General features: G+C 61.6%; 21 protein-coding genes. 6 read left to right on the top strand and 15 right to left on the bottom strand.

The features are described from left to right. Positions 1-139: 139 nt before the first annotated feature. Complete coding sequence (locus GTK01_RS08605) at positions 140-3,751, top strand: hydantoinase B/oxoprolinase family protein (protein WP_252925468.1); 3,612 nt, start codon at positions 140-142, stop codon at positions 3,749-3,751. 172 nt (positions 3,752-3,923) lie between these two features. On the opposite strand, the gene GTK01_RS08610 is transcribed toward GTK01_RS08605, so the two are convergent. Then, positions 3,924-4,235 carry a YrhK family protein gene (locus GTK01_RS08610; protein ID WP_252925469.1) on the bottom strand — a complete coding sequence of 104 codons (312 nt, stop codon included), beginning with the start codon at positions 4,233-4,235 and terminating at the stop codon, positions 3,924-3,926. 11 nt (positions 4,236-4,246) lie between these two features. Continuing rightward, positions 4,247-4,435, bottom strand: coding sequence for a hypothetical protein (locus GTK01_RS08615; protein ID WP_252925470.1), 189 nt, complete (start codon positions 4,433-4,435; stop codon positions 4,247-4,249). Positions 4,436-4,766: 331 nt separating this feature from the next. Between GTK01_RS08615 and GTK01_RS08620 the strand changes: the two genes are divergently transcribed. Further along, on the top strand, positions 4,767-5,327 hold the full coding sequence (locus GTK01_RS08620) for a DUF421 domain-containing protein (protein WP_252925471.1): 561 nt from the start codon (positions 4,767-4,769) through the stop codon (positions 5,325-5,327). 94 nt (positions 5,328-5,421) lie between these two features. On the opposite strand, the gene GTK01_RS08625 is transcribed toward GTK01_RS08620, so the two are convergent. The 8 genes from GTK01_RS08625 to GTK01_RS08660 all read right to left on the bottom strand — a co-directional run bounded on the left by GTK01_RS08625 (position 5,422) and on the right by GTK01_RS08660 (position 11,455). Further along, on the bottom strand, positions 5,422-7,134 hold the full coding sequence (locus GTK01_RS08625) for a SulP family inorganic anion transporter (RefSeq protein ID WP_252925472.1): 1,713 nt from the start codon (positions 7,132-7,134) through the stop codon (positions 5,422-5,424). A gap of 27 nt (positions 7,135-7,161) precedes the next feature. After that, a complete protein-coding gene (locus tag GTK01_RS08630; protein WP_252925473.1) occupies positions 7,162-7,593 on the bottom strand; it encodes a DUF6691 family protein in 432 nt (143 codons plus the stop codon). A 4-nt stretch (positions 7,594-7,597) separates the two neighbouring features. Continuing rightward, positions 7,598-8,023, bottom strand: coding sequence for a YeeE/YedE family protein (locus tag GTK01_RS08635; RefSeq protein WP_252925474.1), 426 nt, complete (start codon positions 8,021-8,023; stop codon positions 7,598-7,600). Beyond that, entirely contained in the window at positions 8,020-8,355 is a 336-nt protein-coding gene (locus GTK01_RS08640; RefSeq protein WP_252925617.1) for a metalloregulator ArsR/SmtB family transcription factor, read from the bottom strand. Before GTK01_RS08640 ends, GTK01_RS08635 begins: the two co-directional genes overlap by 4 nt. Positions 8,356-8,360: 5 nt before the next feature. Then, positions 8,361-9,242, bottom strand: coding sequence for an MBL fold metallo-hydrolase (locus GTK01_RS08645; protein WP_252925475.1), 882 nt, complete (start codon positions 9,240-9,242; stop codon positions 8,361-8,363). Between the two features lie 43 nt (positions 9,243-9,285). Beyond that, the gene (locus tag GTK01_RS08650) at positions 9,286-9,708 is read right to left on the bottom strand and encodes a TIGR01244 family sulfur transferase (protein WP_252925476.1); all 423 of its coding nucleotides are present in this window, start codon (positions 9,706-9,708) and stop codon (positions 9,286-9,288) included. Between the two features lie 311 nt (positions 9,709-10,019). Beyond that, the gene (locus GTK01_RS08655) at positions 10,020-10,892 is read right to left on the bottom strand and encodes a sulfurtransferase (RefSeq protein WP_252925477.1); all 873 of its coding nucleotides are present in this window, start codon (positions 10,890-10,892) and stop codon (positions 10,020-10,022) included. After that, positions 10,889-11,455 (bottom strand): TVP38/TMEM64 family protein, encoded by a 567-nt coding sequence (locus GTK01_RS08660; RefSeq protein WP_252925618.1) that lies wholly within the window; start codon positions 11,453-11,455, stop codon positions 10,889-10,891. The genes GTK01_RS08655 and GTK01_RS08660 overlap by 4 nt, the downstream gene beginning before the upstream one ends. Before the next feature lie 633 nt (positions 11,456-12,088). On the opposite strand from GTK01_RS08660, the gene GTK01_RS08665 reads away from it, so the two are divergent. From GTK01_RS08665 to GTK01_RS08680, 4 genes are all read left to right on the top strand, one after another. Next, positions 12,089-13,228: a VWA domain-containing protein gene (locus tag GTK01_RS08665; protein WP_252925478.1), complete on the top strand. Its 1,140-nt coding sequence runs from the start codon at positions 12,089-12,091 to the stop codon at positions 13,226-13,228. Beyond that, positions 13,225-13,758: a hypothetical protein gene (locus GTK01_RS08670; protein WP_252925479.1), complete on the top strand. Its 534-nt coding sequence runs from the start codon at positions 13,225-13,227 to the stop codon at positions 13,756-13,758. Before GTK01_RS08665 ends, GTK01_RS08670 begins: the two co-directional genes overlap by 4 nt. 400 nt (positions 13,759-14,158) lie before the next feature. Beyond that, positions 14,159-15,652, top strand: a complete 1,494-nt coding sequence (locus GTK01_RS08675; RefSeq protein ID WP_252925480.1) for a VWA domain-containing protein — start codon at positions 14,159-14,161, stop codon at positions 15,650-15,652. A 573-nt stretch (positions 15,653-16,225) separates the two neighbouring features. After that, positions 16,226-16,525: a helix-turn-helix domain-containing protein gene (locus tag GTK01_RS08680; RefSeq protein WP_252925481.1), complete on the top strand. Its 300-nt coding sequence runs from the start codon at positions 16,226-16,228 to the stop codon at positions 16,523-16,525. Positions 16,526-16,669: 144 nt separating this feature from the next. On the opposite strand, the gene GTK01_RS08685 is transcribed toward GTK01_RS08680, so the two are convergent. From GTK01_RS08685 to GTK01_RS08705, 5 genes are all read right to left on the bottom strand, one after another. Then, positions 16,670-16,975 carry a hypothetical protein gene (locus tag GTK01_RS08685; protein ID WP_252925482.1) on the bottom strand — a complete coding sequence of 102 codons (306 nt, stop codon included), beginning with the start codon at positions 16,973-16,975 and terminating at the stop codon, positions 16,670-16,672. After that, on the bottom strand, positions 16,972-17,193 hold the full coding sequence (locus tag GTK01_RS08690) for a hypothetical protein (protein ID WP_252925483.1): 222 nt from the start codon (positions 17,191-17,193) through the stop codon (positions 16,972-16,974). Before GTK01_RS08690 ends, GTK01_RS08685 begins: the two co-directional genes overlap by 4 nt. 472 nt (positions 17,194-17,665) lie before the next feature. Next, positions 17,666-18,094 (bottom strand): response regulator, encoded by a 429-nt coding sequence (locus GTK01_RS21055; protein WP_371924307.1) that lies wholly within the window; start codon positions 18,092-18,094, stop codon positions 17,666-17,668. 91 nt (positions 18,095-18,185) lie between these two features. Beyond that, the gene (locus GTK01_RS08700; RefSeq protein ID WP_252925485.1) at positions 18,186-18,413 is read right to left on the bottom strand and encodes a hypothetical protein; all 228 of its coding nucleotides are present in this window, start codon (positions 18,411-18,413) and stop codon (positions 18,186-18,188) included. A 522-nt stretch (positions 18,414-18,935) separates the two neighbouring features. Then, positions 18,936-19,433, bottom strand: coding sequence for a hypothetical protein (locus GTK01_RS08705; RefSeq protein ID WP_252925486.1), 498 nt, complete (start codon positions 19,431-19,433; stop codon positions 18,936-18,938). Positions 19,434-19,481: the final 48 nt, after the last annotated feature.

Consider the following 19,481-nt stretch of genomic DNA (forward strand, 5'->3'; position numbering starts at 1 on the left):
TGTCGCTATTGATCATCACCGATCCAGCCCGTCTATCAGATGTCGATTTATTTATCGATTTTGATCCAAAACGATAATTCGACTTATCGGACGGGATCGACAAGATTGCCGCCATCTTCAAAACCGGGATGGCGAAGCTATGGCACAGTGGGATTTCTGGATTGATCGTGGTGGTACGTTCACCGACGTGATCGGGCGCGACCCAGACGGCACGTTCCATCCGATCAAAGTCCTGTCGGAAAATCCATCCGCCTATCGCGACGCGGCCGTCCACGGCATTCGCAAGCTGCTCGGCCTGCAGCCGGCCGATCCCGTACCCGCCGGCCTGATCGGCGAAGTGCGGATGGGCACGACCGTTGCCACCAATGCGCTTCTGGAGCGCAAGGGCGAACGGCTTGCGCTGGTGACGACGCGCGGTTTCCGCGACGCTCTGAAGATCGGCTATCAGGAACGCAAGCACATCTTCGCTACCGAGATCATCAAGCCCGATGCGCTCTACGACAGTGTGGTAGAGGTCGGCGAGCGCGTGCTGGCCGATGGGACGGTGGAGACACCGCTCGATCCGGACGCGCTTCGCACGGAGCTTCTGGCCCTGCGCCAAGAAGGGCATGACGCGGTGGCAATCGTGTTCATGCACGCCTACAAGTTTCCAGCCCACGAGATCGAGGCGGCGCGGATCGCGCGTGAGATCGGCTTCGGCCAGGTTTCCGTCAGCCACGAGGTTTCGCCGCTGATCAAGCTGGTCGGGCGTGGCGACACGACTGTCGTCGATGCCTATCTCTCGCCCGTCCTTCGCCGGTATGTCGCGCAGGTTTCCGAAGAACTTGACGTCGCGCGCACCGGCGCGCGGGTCATGTTCATGATGTCGTCGGGCGGCTTGACCGCCGCCGATCTCTTCCAGGGCAAGGATGCGATCTTGTCGGGTCCTGCGGGCGGCGTGGTCGGGCTTGCCCGCACCGGCGATGCCGCCGGTTTCGACAAGGTCATCGGCTTCGACATGGGCGGCACCTCCACCGACGTCGCGCATTTCGACGGGGAGTTCGAACGTGCCTTCGAAACCGAGGTGGCAGGCGTGCGCGTTCGCGCGCCGATGATGCTCATTCACACCGTTGCGGCCGGCGGCGGATCGATCCTGCACTACGATGCGGGGCGGTTTCGCGTCGGGCCGGATTCGGCCGGCGCGAATCCCGGCCCGGCCTGCTACCGCAATGGCGGGCCGCTGACCGTTACCGATGCCAATGTGATGCTCGGCAAGCTCCTGCCGGAACGCTTTCCGGCGATCTTCGGCCCTCGCCAGGACCAGCCGCTTGACGTCGCGATCGTGCGCGAGAAATTCGAAGAGATGGCTCGGTGGATCGGCGATGGCCGCAGCGCCGAGGATGTCGCCGACGGCTTCATCCGCATCGCGGTTGCCAACATGGTGGAGGCGATCAAGAAGATTTCGGTCCAGCGCGGCTATGACGTGACGCGCTATGCACTGAACTGCTTCGGCGGCGCGGGTGGGCAACATGCCTGCCTGGTGGCGGATGCGCTGGGCATGAAAAGCGTGCTCCTGCACCCGATGTCGGGCCTGCTCTCGGCCTATGGCATGGGGCTGGCGGACATTCGCGCCACGCGCCAAAAGGCACTGGGCGTCCCGCTCGACGACCAGGCGCCGGCCGCGCTTGCGCGGCTGGGGCGCGAGCTTGATGCCGAATGCACCGGTGAACTCACCGCGCAGGGCATCGGCGAAGGATCGATCACGCGCCACCTGCGCGCCCATATCCGCTATGCCGGAACCGACACGCTGCTAGCCGTCGAGGCGAACTATCCGCAGATGGACGACGCCGCGCGGCTGCGCGCCGGCTTCGAGGACGTCCACCGCCGCCGGTTCGGCTTCATCGCCGAAAACAAGGCGCTCGTGATCGAGGCGGTCGAGGTGGAGGCGGTCGGCGGCGGCGCGATCGAGGCGGAGCCTTCAGGCGGGGCTGAAAAGCCATCGCCGGCAGTACCAACGGCGCAGACGCGCTTTCATTCGCAGGGCGCCGATCATGCGGCCGGCATCGTGCTGCGCACGGACATGACGGCGGGCCAGTTCGTAACGGGGCCGGCGATCATCATCGAGGCCAACCAGACCATCGTGGTCGAAGAGGGCTGGCAGGGCCGCCTGACCGCGCGCGACCACATCATCCTCGAGCGCGTGAAGCCACTCCCCGCGCGACTGGCGATCGGGTCGCAGGCCGATCCCGTCATGCTGGAGATTTTCAACAATCTCTTCATGTCGATCGCCGAACAGATGGGCGTGACGCTTCAGAACACCGCCTATTCGGTCAACATCAAGGAACGGCTCGACTTTTCCTGCGCCGTCTTCGACGCTGCGGGAAATCTGGTCGCCAATGCTCCGCACATGCCGGTCCATCTGGGCTCGATGGACGCATCCGTGGCGACCGCGATCCGCGAGAATCCCGTCGTCAATCCGGGCGACGTGTTCCTCCTCAACGCGCCCTATAATGGCGGGACGCATTTGCCGGACCTGACCGTCTGCACGCCGGTCTTCGACGCGGATGGGCGCACCATCCGCTTCTGGGTGGCGAGCCGAGGACATCATGCTGATATCGGCGGCCTCGCGCCGGGCTCGATGTCGCCGCTTGCCTCCACGATCGACGAGGAAGGGGTCTATATCGACAACTTCAAGCTCGTCGACAAAGGTCGGTTCCGCGAGGACGAGTTGACCCAGCTCCTGACCGGTGCGCGCTATCCGGTGCGCAATCTCGTCCAGAACGTCAACGACCTGAAGGCGCAGATCGCGGCCAACGAAAAGGGCGTCGCGGAACTCTCGCGAATGATCGGCCTGTTCGGCCAGGATGTCGTCGAGGCCTATATGGGCCATGTTCAGGACAATGCCGAGGAAAGCGTACGGCGTGTCCTCGACCAGCTTCCCGATGGCGAATTTACCTATCCGATGGATCAGGGATGCCAGATAAAGGTGCGCGTCACGGTCGACCGCGCCAAGCGGGAGGCGACGGTGGACTTCACCGGCACATCTCCTCAGCGACCCGACAATTTCAACGCGCCGGCGCCGGTCACGCGTGCCGCCGTCCTCTACGTCTTCCGCCTTCTCGTGCAGGGCGATATCCCGATGAATGCAGGATGCCTGCGGCCGATCCGCATTGTCGTGCCTGAAAACTCGATGTTGTCGCCGCGCTATCCAGCCGCCGTCGTTGCCGGAAATGTCGAGGTCAGCCAGGCGGTGACGAACTGCCTGTTCGGCGCCACCGGCGCCATGTCGGCAGCGCAGGGAACGATGAACAATCTGACCTTCGGCAACGAAGAGTACCAGTATTACGAAACCATCTGTTCTGGAGCGCCCGCGGGGCCGGGCTTCCATGGCGCGGACGCGATCCACACCCATATGACCAATTCGCGCCTCACCGATCCGGAAATTCTCGAGACGCGCTTTCCTGTCGTGCTCGAAGATTTCCATATCCGGCAGGGGTCGGGTGGCCGTGGCAAGTGGAATGCCGGCGACGGTACGCGTCGCACCATCCGGGCGCTCGATAAGCTGGAATTTGCCATCCTCTCCGGACACAGAAAGGTCCGGCCTTTCGGCCTGGAAGGGGGGCAACCCGGTGAAGTGGGAGCCAATCACGTCCGCCGCGCATCGGGCACCATCGAGACGCTGGGCGGCTGTGACCAGACAGTGCTCCAGCCGGGAGATGCCTTCATTCTCACTACCCCGACGGGTGGCGGATACGGATCGTTGGAAAGCTGAACCGCGGCGGCGACTGCGCTGCCACCGAGTTTTCCGATCCTCGGCGCGCTGCGCGAGCAGGAGGCGGACCAAATGCCGGGCGGCGGCCGTGCCGTCCGGTATCCGATCCGCAGGCTTGCCCCTAATCGCGATGGGCGTCGACATTTGCCGACGCCCCCGACCAGCCTTTCGGTCAGCGCTCTGTCGAAGATTGCCAGCCTACTCGTCGTGCCAGGGTGTCTGCATCCCCATGAGCGGCGTACTGCGCTTCGCGCGTCAATCGGATGGCGGGCTTCATCAAGAATAGGGCCGATCCGACGATGAACAGATACGTTCCCAGCGTCTTCGTCGCGTCCGACAGAAACAAGATGCTGCCCGCGAGAAATGAGAGGGCCGCGCCAACATCGACTACGGTGTACCAAAGCTCATAGGCCGCATAGATTTCCTTGCGGCGCGCCGATTGGCCGGGATCATGGTAGGTCCACAGGTGGCGGATGCGCGTCATGGTCGTGCTCGCTACTCGGAGCGGTCTTCGATGAAGTCACGGGGCTGCTCGCGCCCGTCATTGGGCCGCGCCTTGTCTCCCTTCGCGTCCACGGTGGAGGTTGTTTTCGCGTCCTTGCCCTGGCCGAGATGGGTGCCGCCGAGGTGTCCGCCAGTGCTCATCTTGCGCGTTTGATCGTCGGCATTGTGGTGCTTGGTCAATTCGTTTCTCCTTTTGGTGGCAGAACTCCAGCTTCCAGCCTGAGTTCCAACAGTCGAAACACTCCCTGTCATGAGGCTAAAGGGGCCGCCCTGACGGTCCCCAATGTGCAGATTGCAGGAGCATCAGGCCCGCTGCGTCCAGAGTTCGTCGGTGGCGCGACGTTCGTCCATCATCGTCTCGGGATGACGGAACCGTTCCGGGTCAACTGCCGGAGCTGCACGGCTCCCAGATTGTTCCGAAGAGATTTCTATCGTGAATAGAGGGCCATCTGCCGGAACGGATTGTGTTTCGGGTCGTTCGGCCTTCAGAAAATTGACCACAAGAGGCCCGATGGAACAGCCAATCTTCTTCGATACCTGGACAAGTCTTGGCCGCGTGTTTCTCGTCGGCACCTTGGCTTACGTGACACTTGTTCTGATGCTTCGCATATCGGGTAAGCGAACGCTCTCGAAGATGAACGCGTTCGACCTCATCGTGACGGTCGCTTTGGGATCGACCCTCGCTACCGTGCTGCTCAGCCGCTCGGTGCCTCTGGTCGAGGGGATCGCGGCACTGGCGCTCCTGATCGCGCTACAGTTCGTCATCACATGGGTTTCGGTCCGTTCTGATGCGTTCCAAGGACTGATCAAAGCTGAACCGACCATCCTTCTGAATCGCGGCGATGTCCTGGACAGCGCGCTGCTGCGCGAACGTCTCACCTTCGACGAGATCGAGGCCGCCGTACGCCAGGCAGGCCACTCTGCGATCGACGAAACGATCACGGTCGTTCTCGAAACGGACGGCTCTTTAAGTGTCTTGCAATCTCGCCCGGCAAACGGAGCATCGGCGCACAAGACTGGTGGAGAGCCGGTCCGACTCTCGACCATTTCCAGCCAAAAGGAAATGTCATGAACGCGTGTCTCAGATTCGCGCTCATGATTGCGACGTCGACCCTCGTCATGTTCGGCCTCAAGTACCATGGGCAGGGCGGCCTTACTCGTAACAGTTAAGCGCCCTCCAGGCTCTTCACCGCCTCATACTGGCTGAGGAAAATCCGGCCTGTCAGGTCGGCGAGGAAGTGGGTGCGCTTTAGGCGGTCCATGACCGGGCCCTTGACCTCCGACAGGTGCAGCTTGATGCCGGCATCGTTCAGGCGGTGGCTGATCTCCTCGAGGCTTTCGAGCGCGGAGGCGTCGATCATGTTGACGGCCGAGCACATCAGGACGACGTGCCTGAGTTCCGGCCGCTCGGCGACGAGGGCGGAGATGCGGTCTTCGAGATAGCGGGTGTTGGCGAAGTAAAGGCTTTCGTCGACCCGCACCGACAGGATGTGCGGCGAGGTTTCCACCTGATGGCGATCCACGTTGCGGAAGTGCTCCGTGCCGGGCACTTGGCCGACAACGGCCATGTGCGGGCGCGACGTTCGGTGGAGGTGGAGGAGCAGCGACAGCGCCACGCCCATGACAACGCCGATCTCGACGCCGAGGAAGAGCGTGCCGAGGATGGTGGCCGCCATGGCCGAAAAATCGACCTTGGAGTAGCTCCAGACGCGGCGGATGACTTCAATATTCACGAGCGACAAGACGGCGACGATGATGGTTGCCGCGAGCGTTGCCTGCGGCAGATTGGCGAGGAGCGGCGTCAGGAACAGCGTGGCGAGCGCGATGCCGATGGCGGTGTAGATGCCGGCTGCGGGCGTCTCGGCTCCGGCGTCGAAATTGACGACCGAGCGGGCAAAGCCGCCGGTGACGGGATAGCCCGACGAGATCGCCGAAGCGATGTTGGCCGCGCCGAGGCCGATCAGTTCCTGGTCCGGGATGATGCGCTGACGCCGCTTGGCGGCGAGCGTCTGGGCGACCGAGACCGATTCCACGAAGCCGATCAGCGAAATCAGCAGCGCGGGCACGGCCAGCATACGGATGAAGTCGAGATCGAAGATCGGCAGGGCGGGCACGGGCAAGCCCTGCGGAATGGCGCCGACGAGGGCGACGCCTTTGTCGCCGAGATCGAGCATCGTGGCGGCAAGGATCGTCGCGACGACCGCCGCGACCGGCCCGGCCTTGGTGGCGACGTCGGCCATGCGCGGCGAAAGGCCGAGCGCAACGAGCACGCGCTTCAGGCGCAGCCGCACGAAATAGAGGAAAGCCACTACCGAAGCGCCGATGGCGAGCGTCGGCACGTTGGTCGAGCCGACATTTTCGACGAGGCCGATTGCGATCTGCGTCAGCGTGTGGCCGCCGGCCTCGATGCCGAGAATATATTTGAGCTGGCCGGCTGCGATCAGCAGGCCAGAGGCGGTGATGAAGCCGGAAATGACCGGGTGACTCAAGAAGTTCGCGACGAAGCCGAGCCGGAAGAGGCCCATGGCGATCAGCATCGCGCCCGACAAGAAAGCGAGCAGCATGGCGGCGGCGAGATAGGCGGGCGTGCCCTGCGCGGCGATCTCGCCGATGGCCGAGGCGGTCATCAGCGAGACCACTGCGACGGGACCGATGGCGAGCGTCCGGCTGGTGCCGAACACCGCGTAGGCGACCAGCGGCAGGATCGAGGCGTAGAGTCCGATCTCTGCCGGCAGGTCTGCCAGCATCGCATAGGCGAGCGATTGCGGGATCAGCATGATGGTGACGATGATCGCCGCGACCATGTCGTTGATCAGGGTCGCGCGGGAATAGCGCCGACCCCATTGGAGGATCGGCAGGTAGTCTGCCAGCCGGTTCATTCTGTTAGACTTTCGGTCGTGCCCGCGTCAGGCGGCGCGTGGTGCGGCGGTTCCCTCGGCGAGCAGCCTCGCGGCCCACATGCCGAGGATCATGGCGGGGATGAAGGTAAGGGTGCCGGTGGCGCCAAGGCCAAGCGCGGTCAGCGCCGGGCCGGGGCAAAAGCCGCCAAGCCCCCAGCCGATGCCGAAGATGGCGGGACCGGCGACCACGCGCGCATCGATGTCGCTGCGCGTCGGCAGATGGAAGCGGGTGCCGACGATCGGCTCGCCGCGTGCCAGGACGAGACGATAGCCGGCGAAGGTCACCAGCACCGCCCCGCCCATGACGAAGGCGAGCGAGGGGTCCCAGGTACCGAACAGGTCGAGGAAGTTCAGGACCTTTGCCGGGTCCGACATGCCGGAGACGACGAGGCCCGCGCCGAAGAGGAGGCCGAACGCGAGATTGACGAGGAAGGACATGCGCTCAAGCTCCGATAACGTGGCGGACGAGGAAGACGGTGACGAAGGCTGTCGCCATGAAGACGCCGGTGGCGACGAAGGAGCGGGTCGACAGCCGCGACAGGCCGCACACGCCATGGCCCGACGTGCAGCCATTGCCCCAGACCGAGCCGAAGCCGACGAGAAGGCCGGCGGCGATCATCAGCGGAATGTTGGACGAGACCGTCTGGCTGACCTCAGCGCCGAGCGCGATCATGGCGAGCGGTGCCGCGACGAGCCCGATGACAAAGCCGAAGCGCGAGAAGAAAGCGCCGTCGCGATAGGGCGGCAGCAGGCGGCCGGCGATGCCGGAAATGCCGGCGATACGGCCTTCCCAGAGCATCAGGAGGACGGCCGACAGGCCGATCATCATGCCGCCGATCAGTGAGGCGAGGGGAGTGAATTCGGTCATGGGTTCGATCCTTTGGCCGGCGTCGCGCAGAACATGGCGTGCATCATCGTAATGAACTCGGACACGCGGCCGTCTTCGAGCCGGTAGTACATGTGCTTGGATTCCTTGCGGCCGGTAATGAAGCCGGCCTCGCGCAGTTCGGCGATCTGTTGCGACAGGCCCGGCTGGCGGATGCCGAGCGTGTCTTCCAGGTCGCGCACCGAGCGCTCGCCGTCGACGAGCGCGCAGACGATCATCAGCCGCGAGGGGTGGGCGAGCTTCTTCAGAAATTCCGCCGCCTCGCTGGCATTGTCCACCATCTCGGCGGTCTCTTGCGACAATTCGCGGGTCATGACGGTCAGTCCCATGCGGCGCCCTCCAGAACGTCGAGGGGGAATTTGAGGTAGCGCTGGCCATTGGCCTCCGGCGCGGGCAGGCGGCCGCCATTGATGTTGACCTGCAACGCGTGCAGGATCAGCTTGGGCATCGGCAAGGTCGCGTCGCGCTTCTCGCGGACGGTGACGAACTCATCCTTCGTGCGGCACTTCGACATGTGCGTGTTCGCCGCCTTCTGTTCGCCGACCGTCGATTCCCAGCGCGGCTCGCGCCCGTTTGGCTGATAATCGTGGCCGACGAAGATTCGGGTTTCGTCCGGCAGTGCGAGGATTTCCTGGATCGAATCCCACAGCCGCGATGCGCTGCCGCCGGGAAAGTCGGCCCGCGCGGTCCCCGAATCCGGCATGAACAGCGTGTCGTGGACGAAGGCCGCATCGCCGATCACGTAGGTGATCGAGGCCAGCGTGTGGCCGGGCGAGAACAGCACCCTGGCGTCGATCTCACCGACCTTGAATGCCTCGCCTTCGGCAAAGAGCTTGTCCCACTGCGAGCCGTCGGCAGGAAAGTCGGGCCAGTGATAGAATCCCTTCCACAGCTTCTGCACCTCGACCACCTTCTCGCCGATGGCGGTTGGCGCGCCGGTCTTCTCCTTAAAGTATCGCGCAGCGGAGAAATGGTCGGCATGGGGATGGGTATCGAGGATCCACTCGACCTCAAGTCCTTTCGACCTGATGTAGTCGAGGATCGCATCGGCATTGATCGTCGCCGTCGCCCCGGACTTTTCGTCGAAGTCCAGTACGGGGTCGATGATGGCGCACTTGTTCGTGGCGGGATCGGAGACGACGTACTGCACCGAAAAGGTGCGCTTGTCGAAAAATGCCTTCACGTCGGGTCTGTTGCTCATCATGGCTCTCGTTTGAACGGAATGGGGGTAATCGTGACCGATCCTATCGGCCGTTGGCGTCGAGCCATTTGACCGCGCCGGACAGATCGACGCCGAGGCGCTGGCCGAGCGGCACGACCTCAGACTTCGCCACGCGTCCGTCGAGCACTTCCCCGATCGCATGAAGCGTGGCGGAGCGCGTGCCGGTCTTGCAGTGGGCAAGCACGGGGCCGTCGGCTTCCACCACCGCGCGTTGGAACGCGCGCACCTTGTCCTCGGTAATCTGACCCGCTGAGATCGGGATGTGCGTGTAGGAGAGCCCTTCCGCTCCCGCCACTGCCCTGTTCTCGTTCGCTGTCGGCTGGCCCGCTTCCTCGCCATCCGGGCGGTTGTTGACGATGGCGGCGATGCCCGCGGCCCTGGCCGAGCGAATGTCGTCGGCCGTCAGTTGCGGGGCGATAAAAAGCTTGTGCGTGACCTGTTTCATGCGTCTTTCCCGTCAGGTGGTTCGCTGTGAGTTCGAACGATGACGAGCATATAAAAACGATTGCGAAAAAACGCAATAAACAAATTTCAGATGATTGTTGCAGATTTTCCGATCGTCATGACGGACGTATCAATCGTTCGTCGCGCGCGGCTCGCCGCGGATGCAACTGACTGGCGAGCCCGTTTCATGGCTGCAGGGCACGCCGGCGCACCCGCTTGCGGCGCTCGGGCCGTTTCCAGATTGACTATGTGCGAGATCTCCAACGCGATGACGGTGGTCTCGCAGAGGTTGCAACTGAAGGTCCGGGACCTTTACTCCAGCGGCAAACGCGAATCGCCTGCCCATTCGTGGAATGATGCGTCGTAGTTCCGAGCCTTGCTGAATCCGGCTTCGCGAAGAGCGAGTGCAAGATGAGCGGAACGTATGCCCGCGGTGCAGTAGGCTATAATCTCATCGTCCCTGCCGATGCCTGCCTCTTCCATTCTTGCGCGGAGATCCGCGGCCTCGAGCAACTGGCCCTGTTCGTCGAAGACGCGTGTCCACGGTATATTGATGGCACCTGGCAAATGGCCGCCTCGCGCTTCGCCGAGATTCTGCGCGCCCGCATATTCTTCCGGAGTCCGCGCGTCGATGATCTTGGCTGAGCCGATCGCAGCCTGCACGTCGTCCTTGTTCGCGGTCAAAGAAAGATCGGCGCTTGCGATTTCAAAGGTCACCGGTTGTGGCGGGACTGCGCTCGTCGAGAGCTCGCCGCCCGATGCGGTCCAGGCGTCGATGCCGCCGTCGAGTATGGCCAGGTTTGAAACCCCCGCCTGCATCAGCGTCCAGGCCACGCGCCCGTCCTCTCCCCATCCGGACGGCGAGGCCGAATAGACGACAACGCGGCTATCGTTCGCTATACCGAGCCTTCCGATGGCTTGCGCCAACTGTTCGGGTGCAAGCACGACGCCCCAGTTTGGATCGCCGGGCTTGCCGGACATGTCCGAGAGCGATTGCCACGGCGCATTCACGGCGCCGGGAATATGTCCGGCGACGTAGTCTTGCTGGCGCCGCGCGTCGACGATGACTGCGTCCGTGGATGCTCGTAGTTCATCGACATCTATCCATGTGCCAGCTTTCGCGAAGGTCGCGAACGAAAGTGCCATGAATGCGGCTGTGACGAGTGTGTACAGTCCTTGTCTCATGCGAATCTCCTCCGTGAATGCCAGGCCTTGAGCGGGATGGTGAGCGCTCCAACAAGGAGCATGAACAGAATGCCTCCCAGCAGCATTCCGCGATCGACGGCGAGGAAGTCGCCCGCCATCGAGTAGACAATGGTGGCTGGCAGTTGCCCCAGTCCAGTCGCCAGCAGGAACGGCCAGAAGCGCACCCGCAGTAGGCCGGCCGCATAGGACACCGCGTCGAACGAGATGAAAGGCATGAGGCGCGCGAGGAAAACGGCCCAGACGCCGTATCGGACCGACGCGCGATCGAGGTTCTCGACGATGCTGGCCGGTGCATAGCGCTCAACGAGACTGCGACCCAATCCTACGGCGAGCCAGTAGCAGATTGCCGCGCCGAGCATTGCGCCGGTCCAGGAGATGACTGCACCCCACGCCCATCCAAAGATCGCGGCATTGGCGAATGTCACGATGACTGCGGGCAATGGTGCAAGAACCGCCTGAAACACCATGATGAGCATGGAGATCGCGGGAGCCCAAGCTCCCGCAGATTCGACCCATCCCCGCACGGCATGGATATCGGCCATCGACAGCACGAAGATGAGCCGGTTTATCTCATGACGGACAGTTGGGACCCAAAGATAGACAGCGATACCGGCTGCGACGACCAGGCAGGCGATCAGAAAGGGCGCCAGCGAACCACGTCGCGCAGCACCGTCATCGTTTGCGTTGCCATCTACTCGTGCAATCTGGCTGAAAGGTGCGGCAGACCGCCGACCCGGAACATGGGTCAAGGACCGCCGAGTTCCGGTCGAAGAAAGCCGACAACATGGAAGCACAAGCGCGTCATCGCATATTGTTATTTGGCAGCACGCGACGGTGTCAATGGGCCTGGCGATGCGCGGCGTCGCGGCGGGGCTGACCGATCCGGAAATATATGAGGGCGGCACAGATTGGCACTGTGAGTGCGGCCCATGGCAAACGAGGCAAGCCATATCCCGACAGGGCCTGCGTGCCCGTTAAAATTCGTTACGATATTGATGTGCTGAGATGGCGGGCCGAGAACGACGAAACGGAGAACTACGTCTACGCTATAACCCTCCGAAGCGGCCCCTGAAAATCGATTGGAAGCTGCGGAAACTGCAAGGGGATACCCGACCCCGATTTGACCACTTTTCGCCGCCACCATAGATGGCTTAAAGTCGATCGATTGGGCCACGATGAAAAACCTGCCTCTGATACCGATGATGTTGTGGCTAGGTTTCCTGCCTTCGATGGTTACGGCCCAGGATATGACTGAAGACGCCTCAGATCTCTTCGAAGCATTCCTGTCGGAGCATGGCGAGGATCTCGATGGATGTTTCGATGAACTGGTCGAAATGCGATCGGGTCCTGAGGGTCCTGACTTGGATTCGGATAAGCCGCCGGTTCCAAAACGACTTCTCGTCGCGGTCGATGCGTCGGGATCAATGGCGGGACGTGTTGGCGGTGTCTCGAAGATGGAAGCCGCGAAATCGGCGGTGGATCGCTTTCTTGGAACGCTGCCTGACACGATCGACGTTGGGTTGGTTGCGTTCGGACATACGGGCAATAATGAAGAGAGCGGAAAGGCACTGTCCTGCGAGGGCGTCGAGGTGCTTGCTCCGGCTGGCTCCGTACCCGGCATGATCAGCACGCAGATCGACGGGTTGACCGCAACCGGATGGACGCCGCTTGCCGATGCAATTGTCGCAGCGGGAACAGAACTGCAGACGTCCGACATCGAGGGCGAGCAGATCGTTTACGTCGTCTCGGACGGGGAAGAGACCTGCGGCGGCGATCCAGTCGCCGCTGCACGGGCGTTGAACCAGAGTGATATCAAAGCAGTCGTCAACATAATCGGCCTCGATTTGCCGGCGGCCGACCGTCAAGCTCTTCAGGCTGTGGCAAGCGCAGGTGGCGGCGTCTTCGAAGGTGTGTCTGATGCGGAACAGCTCTTCGACGCTCTGAGCGTGCGGGCGCGCAACATTGGTGAAATGACGCGCGTCCGGGCTATGAGCGGACATGCCATCGCGGCAAACAACAGCGCCGTCGGCGGCGCCATGCTGCGGGTCAATACCTGTACCGCCGGCATCATCACTCGCGAAAACCGAGCCTTCGGGGAGTGGCAGCGGGCGCAGCGCGCCGCCGAGACGGCGCCAGAAATCATCGACGCTGTGAGTGACATGAAAACGGAGCGTCATAACGCGTCCCGCGACCGCGCTCGTGAACTCTACGAAGACCTGAGCACTGCAAACGACGGCGCGAATGCAACCATCCGCGATGCGGCTGACGCTGCCGAGGAAGAGTTCGATCTGCTTGAGAAAGAAACTGACAAGTGACCCGCGCTCTCTTCCTGGCTGCAAGTTTATCATGCAGCACGTGTTTCGCGTTCGCACAGGAATTGTCGGATGCGGATCGAGCGGCGATCGGCGCTGCCGTCGATGCGTTCGGGGAAGCCATGGAGGCGGAAGATCACAATGTCATCGCACAGACCGTGCCGCCGCGCATGCTGGCCCATATGGCCGCGCGAGCCGGCGTGGAGGTGGAGGCCGTTCGAGCAGCACTCATCGCAGAAATGGAAAAGCTGTCCGGACAGGCCGTGATCGCTGAGTATCGGATTGATGAGGATGGGATGACCGTCGGTCAGTTCGAAGATGGCTTGCCTTACGCCCTCCTGCCTACCGAAACGATCGTGCAGATGGACGGCAAGCAGGTCCAGGTCAGATCAGAGACATTAGCGCTTCAGGACGCAGACGCATGGTATCTGGTTCGCGTGAGCGATCCGCAGCAAGTCACGATGCTGCGCGAGGTCTATCCCGGCTTTACCGATGTCGAATTTGCTCCGTCAGCAACGGAGGTGATCTACTGATCAGGAAGAGGTGACGACTTGTCCTGTTGCGGGAACTTCGCGAAAGCAGTGACAAGATGGCGCTTCGCGCGCCAAACGCCGGAATGCATATCGATGAGGGTTGCTTCTCTATTTGCCAGGTTCAATTCAAGCGCTTGTCGAGCTTCCCGCTTGTCCGGTGGGTGAGGTCTTTCGCGGGTTCAAGCTTCTCGACGGAATCGGCGCTCGGCGGTCCCCTTAATGGAGGGGTCAGAAGAATGAGGCGGAAAGAGTCTCGGGAGCGTCCTGAGCGTTTTGAGCTTTGAACCGGTGGAAATCGCCGGATCCTATCGATCAAAGACACATAGAACTTCGTCAATGCCCCGATATCGCCGAATTGACTTGAATGCATGCGAGGGTCTTGAACCTGGAGGAATAGTCCATGCACCATCTCGCCGTCGCCAGCCTCGTCCTGATCACGTCGACGGCATCCGTGCTTGGCCAGACGCAGGAAATGCCGCGAGTGACGCCTGAGAACAGCGCGAGCGAGGCGACGCTGATCATCAACGAGCTGAATACGGACGACTACCCCGAGGTGCTCGTGCTCGCGACGGTTCTACGGGACGGTGTGCCACTGACGGGCCTTTCTGCGGATGACTTTCGGGTGCGGGAAGATGAAGTCGATCAAGAGCCGCTTACCGTCGAGCCACAACTGCCACCGCTCTCCGTCGTGGTTGCGCTTGATACCAGCGGCTCCATGAGCCGCCGGATAGACGCAACGAAAGAAGCCGCGAAGACCTTCGTGACGTCGCTTGGGGACAATGACAGCGTCCAGCTTGTCGCATTCGAGCGGACAATCGAGACAATGACGCCGATGACATCGACAACGTCTTCAGTCACGTCGGCCATCGATGGTCTCGTGGCGCGGGGCGATACGGCCCTCTACGACGCGCTGACACGCTCGGTTGAGTTGCTCGAAGAACGGCGCGGGCGCAAGGCCGTGGTGGTGTTGAGCGACGGCGTCGATGACGATGGGACCGGGCAACCGCTCAGCGAAGCCACCGTCGGCGAAGTGCTCGAGCGCGCGGGAGCGGTCAGTGTGCCGATCTTCACGATTGGCCTGGGCACCGAGATGGATGAGGCCGTCCTTGCCGATATTGCCCGAAACACCGGCGCGCAGTATCTCAATGCACCCGATGCAGGCGAGCTTTCCGCCGTTTATGGGCAGATCAGCGAACAGCTGAGCGGCCAGTATGCGATCCGCTATACCTCAAGCCTTCCGGCTGACGGAACCGAGCGCCGGGTCGATCTCGCGGCACTTGGCGTGCAGGACAGCAAGACCTACGCCCCAACTGATGACGGAACCGGCGCAGCATCCGCAACACCCATAGGCACAGCGCCCGGCTGCACGACGGCCGAAGCGATCGAAGCGGAGCGCGCCGGTTTGCAGCAGGCCGCCGACCGTTATGACCAGGACCTTTATAGCATCACAGATCGCAATGCGGTGCGCGGCGACGCGCTGCGGCGCATGAAGGAAGGACTGGCGGCTGCCGCTCCCGATCTTGCTTGCGTGCGAGAGGCACTGGTCTCGGCGAAATCACTCTATGGCGATGATCTGATCGACATTTCTGCAAGGAACGACCTGCGCGGCGACTTGATTGGGAAGATTTCCGGGCTTTGCATGACGCGCAGTGATGATGCCGGTCATGTCGAATGCCTGACTTTCTATCGCGACGCGTACGAGGACGAGATCATCGACATCACCGCCCGAAATCAGCTGCGCAATGAGACGGTGGACGCGCTTACCGGGCATTTTTTTGAAGCCTTGACTGTCGATGAGGCGCTCGCCCGCTTTGCGGAACTTTACGATGAAGACCTTATCGACATCACGGCGCGCAACAATGGACGTGACGAAATGCTGCGACAGGAAAACTGAGCCTCGTCAATTGGGCCGCGATCCATGGGCTGGGGGCTCATTGTCCGGATCGCGACCCTCCCCCGCTTCAGTGGGGATGATTGGAAGGATAAGCGATCAGACTTCCCTGGACAACACTCGGGGTGAGGATCATTGCGCTCCGACGCATTGATCGCAACTTGCTCTAGCGTTAGAAGCGAACATGCCTGATCAGTTCAGTGACCAAATCCAGCGTGCGCTGAGCATGCTCGAAACCGACCGGAAGGGTCTGGCACGCATGCTCGAAGTCCCCATGGCCACGTTACGTTCGTGGGAAGGGCGTTCACCGCCTGCCTATGCGTGGCTTGCGGTTGCTGCGCTCCTCGCGGGCCTTAAGGCAAAACGGCAGGCGGAACCCGGCCGCCAAAACGCGCGGCCCGCATCAGATCGATAGTCCCACGGCGGTGGTATTGACAAGAGGCGGTTCCCATAATGGCTTCATCTTCTCCGCAAAGTGGGGATCAAAAGAACCGCTCGCCAAGGCGAACGAGGGGGTGCGATCCGATCGACGTGGCGGTCGGTCGAAGGCTTAAAGTCCGCCGGATTGCAGTCGGCATGAGCCAGGAACGACTTGCCGAGCATCTGGGTGTGACGTTTCAGCAGGTCCAGAAGTACGAAAAGGGCGCCAACCGCCTCGCAGCCTCAACACTCTGCCGGGCAGGCCGTGCCTTGTCAGTCCCCGTCGAACATTTCTTTGAAGGGGTCGATGACGTCGATGTCGAAACGGAGATTGCCGATCTCAACGCTGCCGCTTATCGGCAGGCCAGTGCGTTCATGAAAATCGAAGATCCCAAGGTGCGCGCTGCGATCAGCGCCCTGGTCAATGTGCTGGCTTGCGACGATCGAGAGAGATGAAAGCGTGGCGAAGCCAGCGAATGGCAAGTTGGCTTAATGGACCGCTCGCAGAAACGTGTCTGCGAGCGGCAACGTATCATGTCAGTCTTGGTTGGTCAGAGGTGGCCAATCGGTTCCCAAGGGTCTTTCCTCTGACGTGAAGGTTCAGCGCGAAAAAACGGTCACGCTGCCGTCCGCATTCGTCTCGACCGCGACGACGGACGAAACATCGACATCCTGCGCGGCGAGGGCCGCCGAAAGCTCGGCATCGGCTTCGATCGCCGCCTGAAGCGCTGCGATGTCATCCTCGTTGTCAGCGACTGCGTTGTCGAGAGCGACGGCATTCTCGCCTTGAACCTCCGCTTCCACGTCAACAACCGTGACTGACGAAGCGCTGGCAACGGCGTCGATATCGTATTCGGAGGTGCGGATCGCGGAGATGGCGCGACCGAAATTGGTCTCAGTGCTCACGTCTGAATTGCCTCCGGCCTCGCCGCCTGCAGCCCCGCTTGCTCCCATTCCACCAGCATTGCCGCTTCCGCCGACTGATGCCCCACCGGACGCGCCAGCGCCGATCCCGCCACCAGCGGCACCGGCACCAGCGTCACCAGAAGCTCCTGCGCCAGCACTGCCACCGACACCACCGGATGCTCCGCCGCCGACGCCACCACCGGCATTGCCAGAAGCACCGCCACCGACCTGGGCAAAGGCAGACCCTGCTACGATCGCCGTCACGGCCAGTGTCGAAAGCGTTATCTTTTTGATGTTTGTCATTTTCCTATCCTCGATTTCATTCGCCGATTGAATCGACGTCGTGTCCCGACGAGTTGGACTTATGAACCCGCTGTGCGGGGAATGTGACTGCGGCGGTCAACTCGGTCGCGCTTCTGAAACCTGCCGTGAACGTCGCGGGTCTGTTTGACCATGTGTCTTCGCGCCGATTCTCCTCGCGCTCGTCTGATGCAGGTGTTGCACTTTGGACATCCCAAACGCTCTGTGCGCGGCATTCCACTATGGCAATCAGGCCGCGTTTGCGGTTTTTGGCCGGGGTTTTAAGTCCAGAAATGTGACCGTCATTAGGATTGTATTAAGCACAATTGCGCATGTTTGCCGCGCGGGGCTCGGGTATTGCGTTCCCGCCTCTCCGACGCTTCAATATCTTTATAGTTCGCGCTGATTTGCGGCGCGCAACATTTGCTGGATGCGCGCCATGACCTGCGCTTCATCGTAGGGTTTGGCCATCAGCGGTCCGTCCTCGCACAGATCGCCGGCTTTTTCCGCCGCGTTGGCCATTCCGGAATTGAGGATGACATGGATATCGGGCCTATGCTGGCGGATCCAACGGGCAAGGCCAAAGCCGTCGAGTTTGCCAGGCATCTGAACATCGGAAAAGACAACGTGAATTGTCCGGCCAGATTCGATGACTGCCTTTGCATCGTCGCCGGTCGCGGCTTCAACGACATGGAAGCCGCAATCCCGGTGATAGTCGGCGATATTGATCCGGATGAACAACTCGTCCTCGACGACGAGGACCGTTTTGCGATCATTGCTTTGTGCGAAGCCATTGGTGTTCGACTGGGCTGAGGTCATCGCCCAAAACGTCGGCGCCTTGAAATGGTTCCCGTTTCGCCATGTTTGCCCAAAACAGTTTTTGAGATGCGACTCTGCTGAGTTTCGCTCATTAGCGGGAGCGGCGGTGCGTGACGGCCGAGGCTGATCCGCTCCAATCCAGATCACGAAGCGTCGCGCAGGCCTCGAGCACCTTGCGGATCTTGTATTTTTCGAGATCGACGACGGGTGTTTGCCTTGCAACCGCGCGCAGGTCGATAATCAGGCGGATGAGTTCTTCGTCGGTGATCGTCGTGTCGTCGGCCAGAGTGGCAGCGATGTTATCGATATCAACAGTCATGCAAAAACGTCTCCATGCGCCCCCGCCACTCCAAACCTGCGGGTTCTAACGAGACGATCAATAGGATTGTAGTTTCTCCACAGAACGACGGTTACCGGATCGTGACATCTGATCCGTCTCTTTGAGGCAAAGTTTCATAAAATCCGAAGACTGCCGCATCTACACTTGATCCGCAAAAGTGCTCGGCCCTCCGGAGGCAAGCGGAGCAATGATGCTCGTGAGATCGACTGCAATCCGAACTGGCGCACATCAGCCGTCTGCTGCGGCCGGATTGTGAATGAGCGCCGCTCAAGTATGTTCTCTTAACTGGAACCTAGTTTAGGAACCAAAGGCCGGCTCTGGTCATCGTCAGCACGACGATGAGCGTATTGAACGCGAGCCGTGGAATAGTTCCGCAACCTCCGTCCTACCTGCCATACGCAGTCGAGTCGCTGACAGCACCGCCTGCCAACGTGGACATCTGACGTCCGGAGCTACCAGTTCCGAGATTCGAAGGCGCTGCGGCGTCCGGCCGGTTCTCTATCAGTGCATGTCGTCTTTGCAGCGGCCAATGGCTTCTTCGGCCTCATGGTGAGCTTTGCCCTGCTTCGACTGCATCGCGCGATGGTGCGCGAGTTCAGCCTCGACACGTGCGATGCTCGACTGGAGCCGATCGTGCAACAGCGTCAGATCGGCGACCATCTGGTCCGACGTTTCGTTTATGGACAGATCCAGGGCCTCTGTGATGACCTCATCGAGAGGACGGCCCTTCAGCCGGTCGTCGCCGAACATCTGATCGAGGAGGTCTTCTGCGAGGCCTGAGGAAGGACACGGAAGAAGCATGCCGGTCGCTTCGCCCATGATCGTGAAGCCGATGTCGGCGAACACGACGCATTGAACGTCCTCGGCTGTAAGGGTCAATGGATCGCCTTGAAATTCGCCCGCCTCATCGACGAGGCCGACACGATACGAGATCGGCCCATCCGGCCCGACCTCGGCCTCGATTAAGGCTATGCGCTTTTCGTTTGGTCGATCAATCATTCGTTTGCAGGCGCTTCTCATCGTCATCGGCCGATTTCGCATCCAAGT

Origin of the sequence: Aliihoeflea sp. 40Bstr573, from assembly GCF_024105655.1 — a bacterium.
In the GTDB taxonomy this organism is placed as follows: domain Bacteria; phylum Pseudomonadota; class Alphaproteobacteria; order Rhizobiales; family Rhizobiaceae; genus Aliihoeflea.

Bases quoted from the DNA above. Each gene is read 5' to 3' on its own strand.
- GTK01_RS08605 (WP_252925468.1), top strand. From the start codon at position 140: ATGGCACAGTGGGATTTCTGGATTGATCGTGGTGGTACGTTCACCGAC.
- GTK01_RS08610 (WP_252925469.1), bottom strand. From the start codon at position 4,235: ATGACGCGCATCCGCCACCTGTGGACCTACCATGATCCCGGCCAATCG.
- GTK01_RS08620 (WP_252925471.1), top strand. From the start codon at position 4,767: ATGGAACAGCCAATCTTCTTCGATACCTGGACAAGTCTTGGCCGCGTG.
- GTK01_RS08625 (WP_252925472.1), bottom strand. From the start codon at position 7,134: ATGAACCGGCTGGCAGACTACCTGCCGATCCTCCAATGGGGTCGGCGC.
- GTK01_RS08630 (WP_252925473.1), bottom strand. From the start codon at position 7,593: ATGTCCTTCCTCGTCAATCTCGCGTTCGGCCTCCTCTTCGGCGCGGGC.
- GTK01_RS08635 (WP_252925474.1), bottom strand. From the start codon at position 8,023: ATGACCGAATTCACTCCCCTCGCCTCACTGATCGGCGGCATGATGATC.
- GTK01_RS08640 (WP_252925617.1), bottom strand. From the start codon at position 8,355: ATGACCCGCGAATTGTCGCAAGAGACCGCCGAGATGGTGGACAATGCC.
- GTK01_RS08645 (WP_252925475.1), bottom strand. From the start codon at position 9,242: ATGAGCAACAGACCCGACGTGAAGGCATTTTTCGACAAGCGCACCTTT.
- GTK01_RS08650 (WP_252925476.1), bottom strand. From the start codon at position 9,708: ATGAAACAGGTCACGCACAAGCTTTTTATCGCCCCGCAACTGACGGCC.
- GTK01_RS08655 (WP_252925477.1), bottom strand. From the start codon at position 10,892: ATGAGACAAGGACTGTACACACTCGTCACAGCCGCATTCATGGCACTT.
- GTK01_RS08660 (WP_252925618.1), bottom strand. From the start codon at position 11,455: ATGGCCGATATCCATGCCGTGCGGGGATGGGTCGAATCTGCGGGAGCT.
- GTK01_RS08665 (WP_252925478.1), top strand. From the start codon at position 12,089: ATGAAAAACCTGCCTCTGATACCGATGATGTTGTGGCTAGGTTTCCTG.
- GTK01_RS08675 (WP_252925480.1), top strand. From the start codon at position 14,159: ATGCACCATCTCGCCGTCGCCAGCCTCGTCCTGATCACGTCGACGGCA.
- GTK01_RS08680 (WP_252925481.1), top strand. From the start codon at position 16,226: ATGAGCCAGGAACGACTTGCCGAGCATCTGGGTGTGACGTTTCAGCAG.
- GTK01_RS21055 (WP_371924307.1), bottom strand. From the start codon at position 18,094: ATGACCTCAGCCCAGTCGAACACCAATGGCTTCGCACAAAGCAATGAT.
- GTK01_RS08700 (WP_252925485.1), bottom strand. From the start codon at position 18,413: ATGACTGTTGATATCGATAACATCGCTGCCACTCTGGCCGACGACACG.
- GTK01_RS08705 (WP_252925486.1), bottom strand. From the start codon at position 19,433: ATGATTGATCGACCAAACGAAAAGCGCATAGCCTTAATCGAGGCCGAG.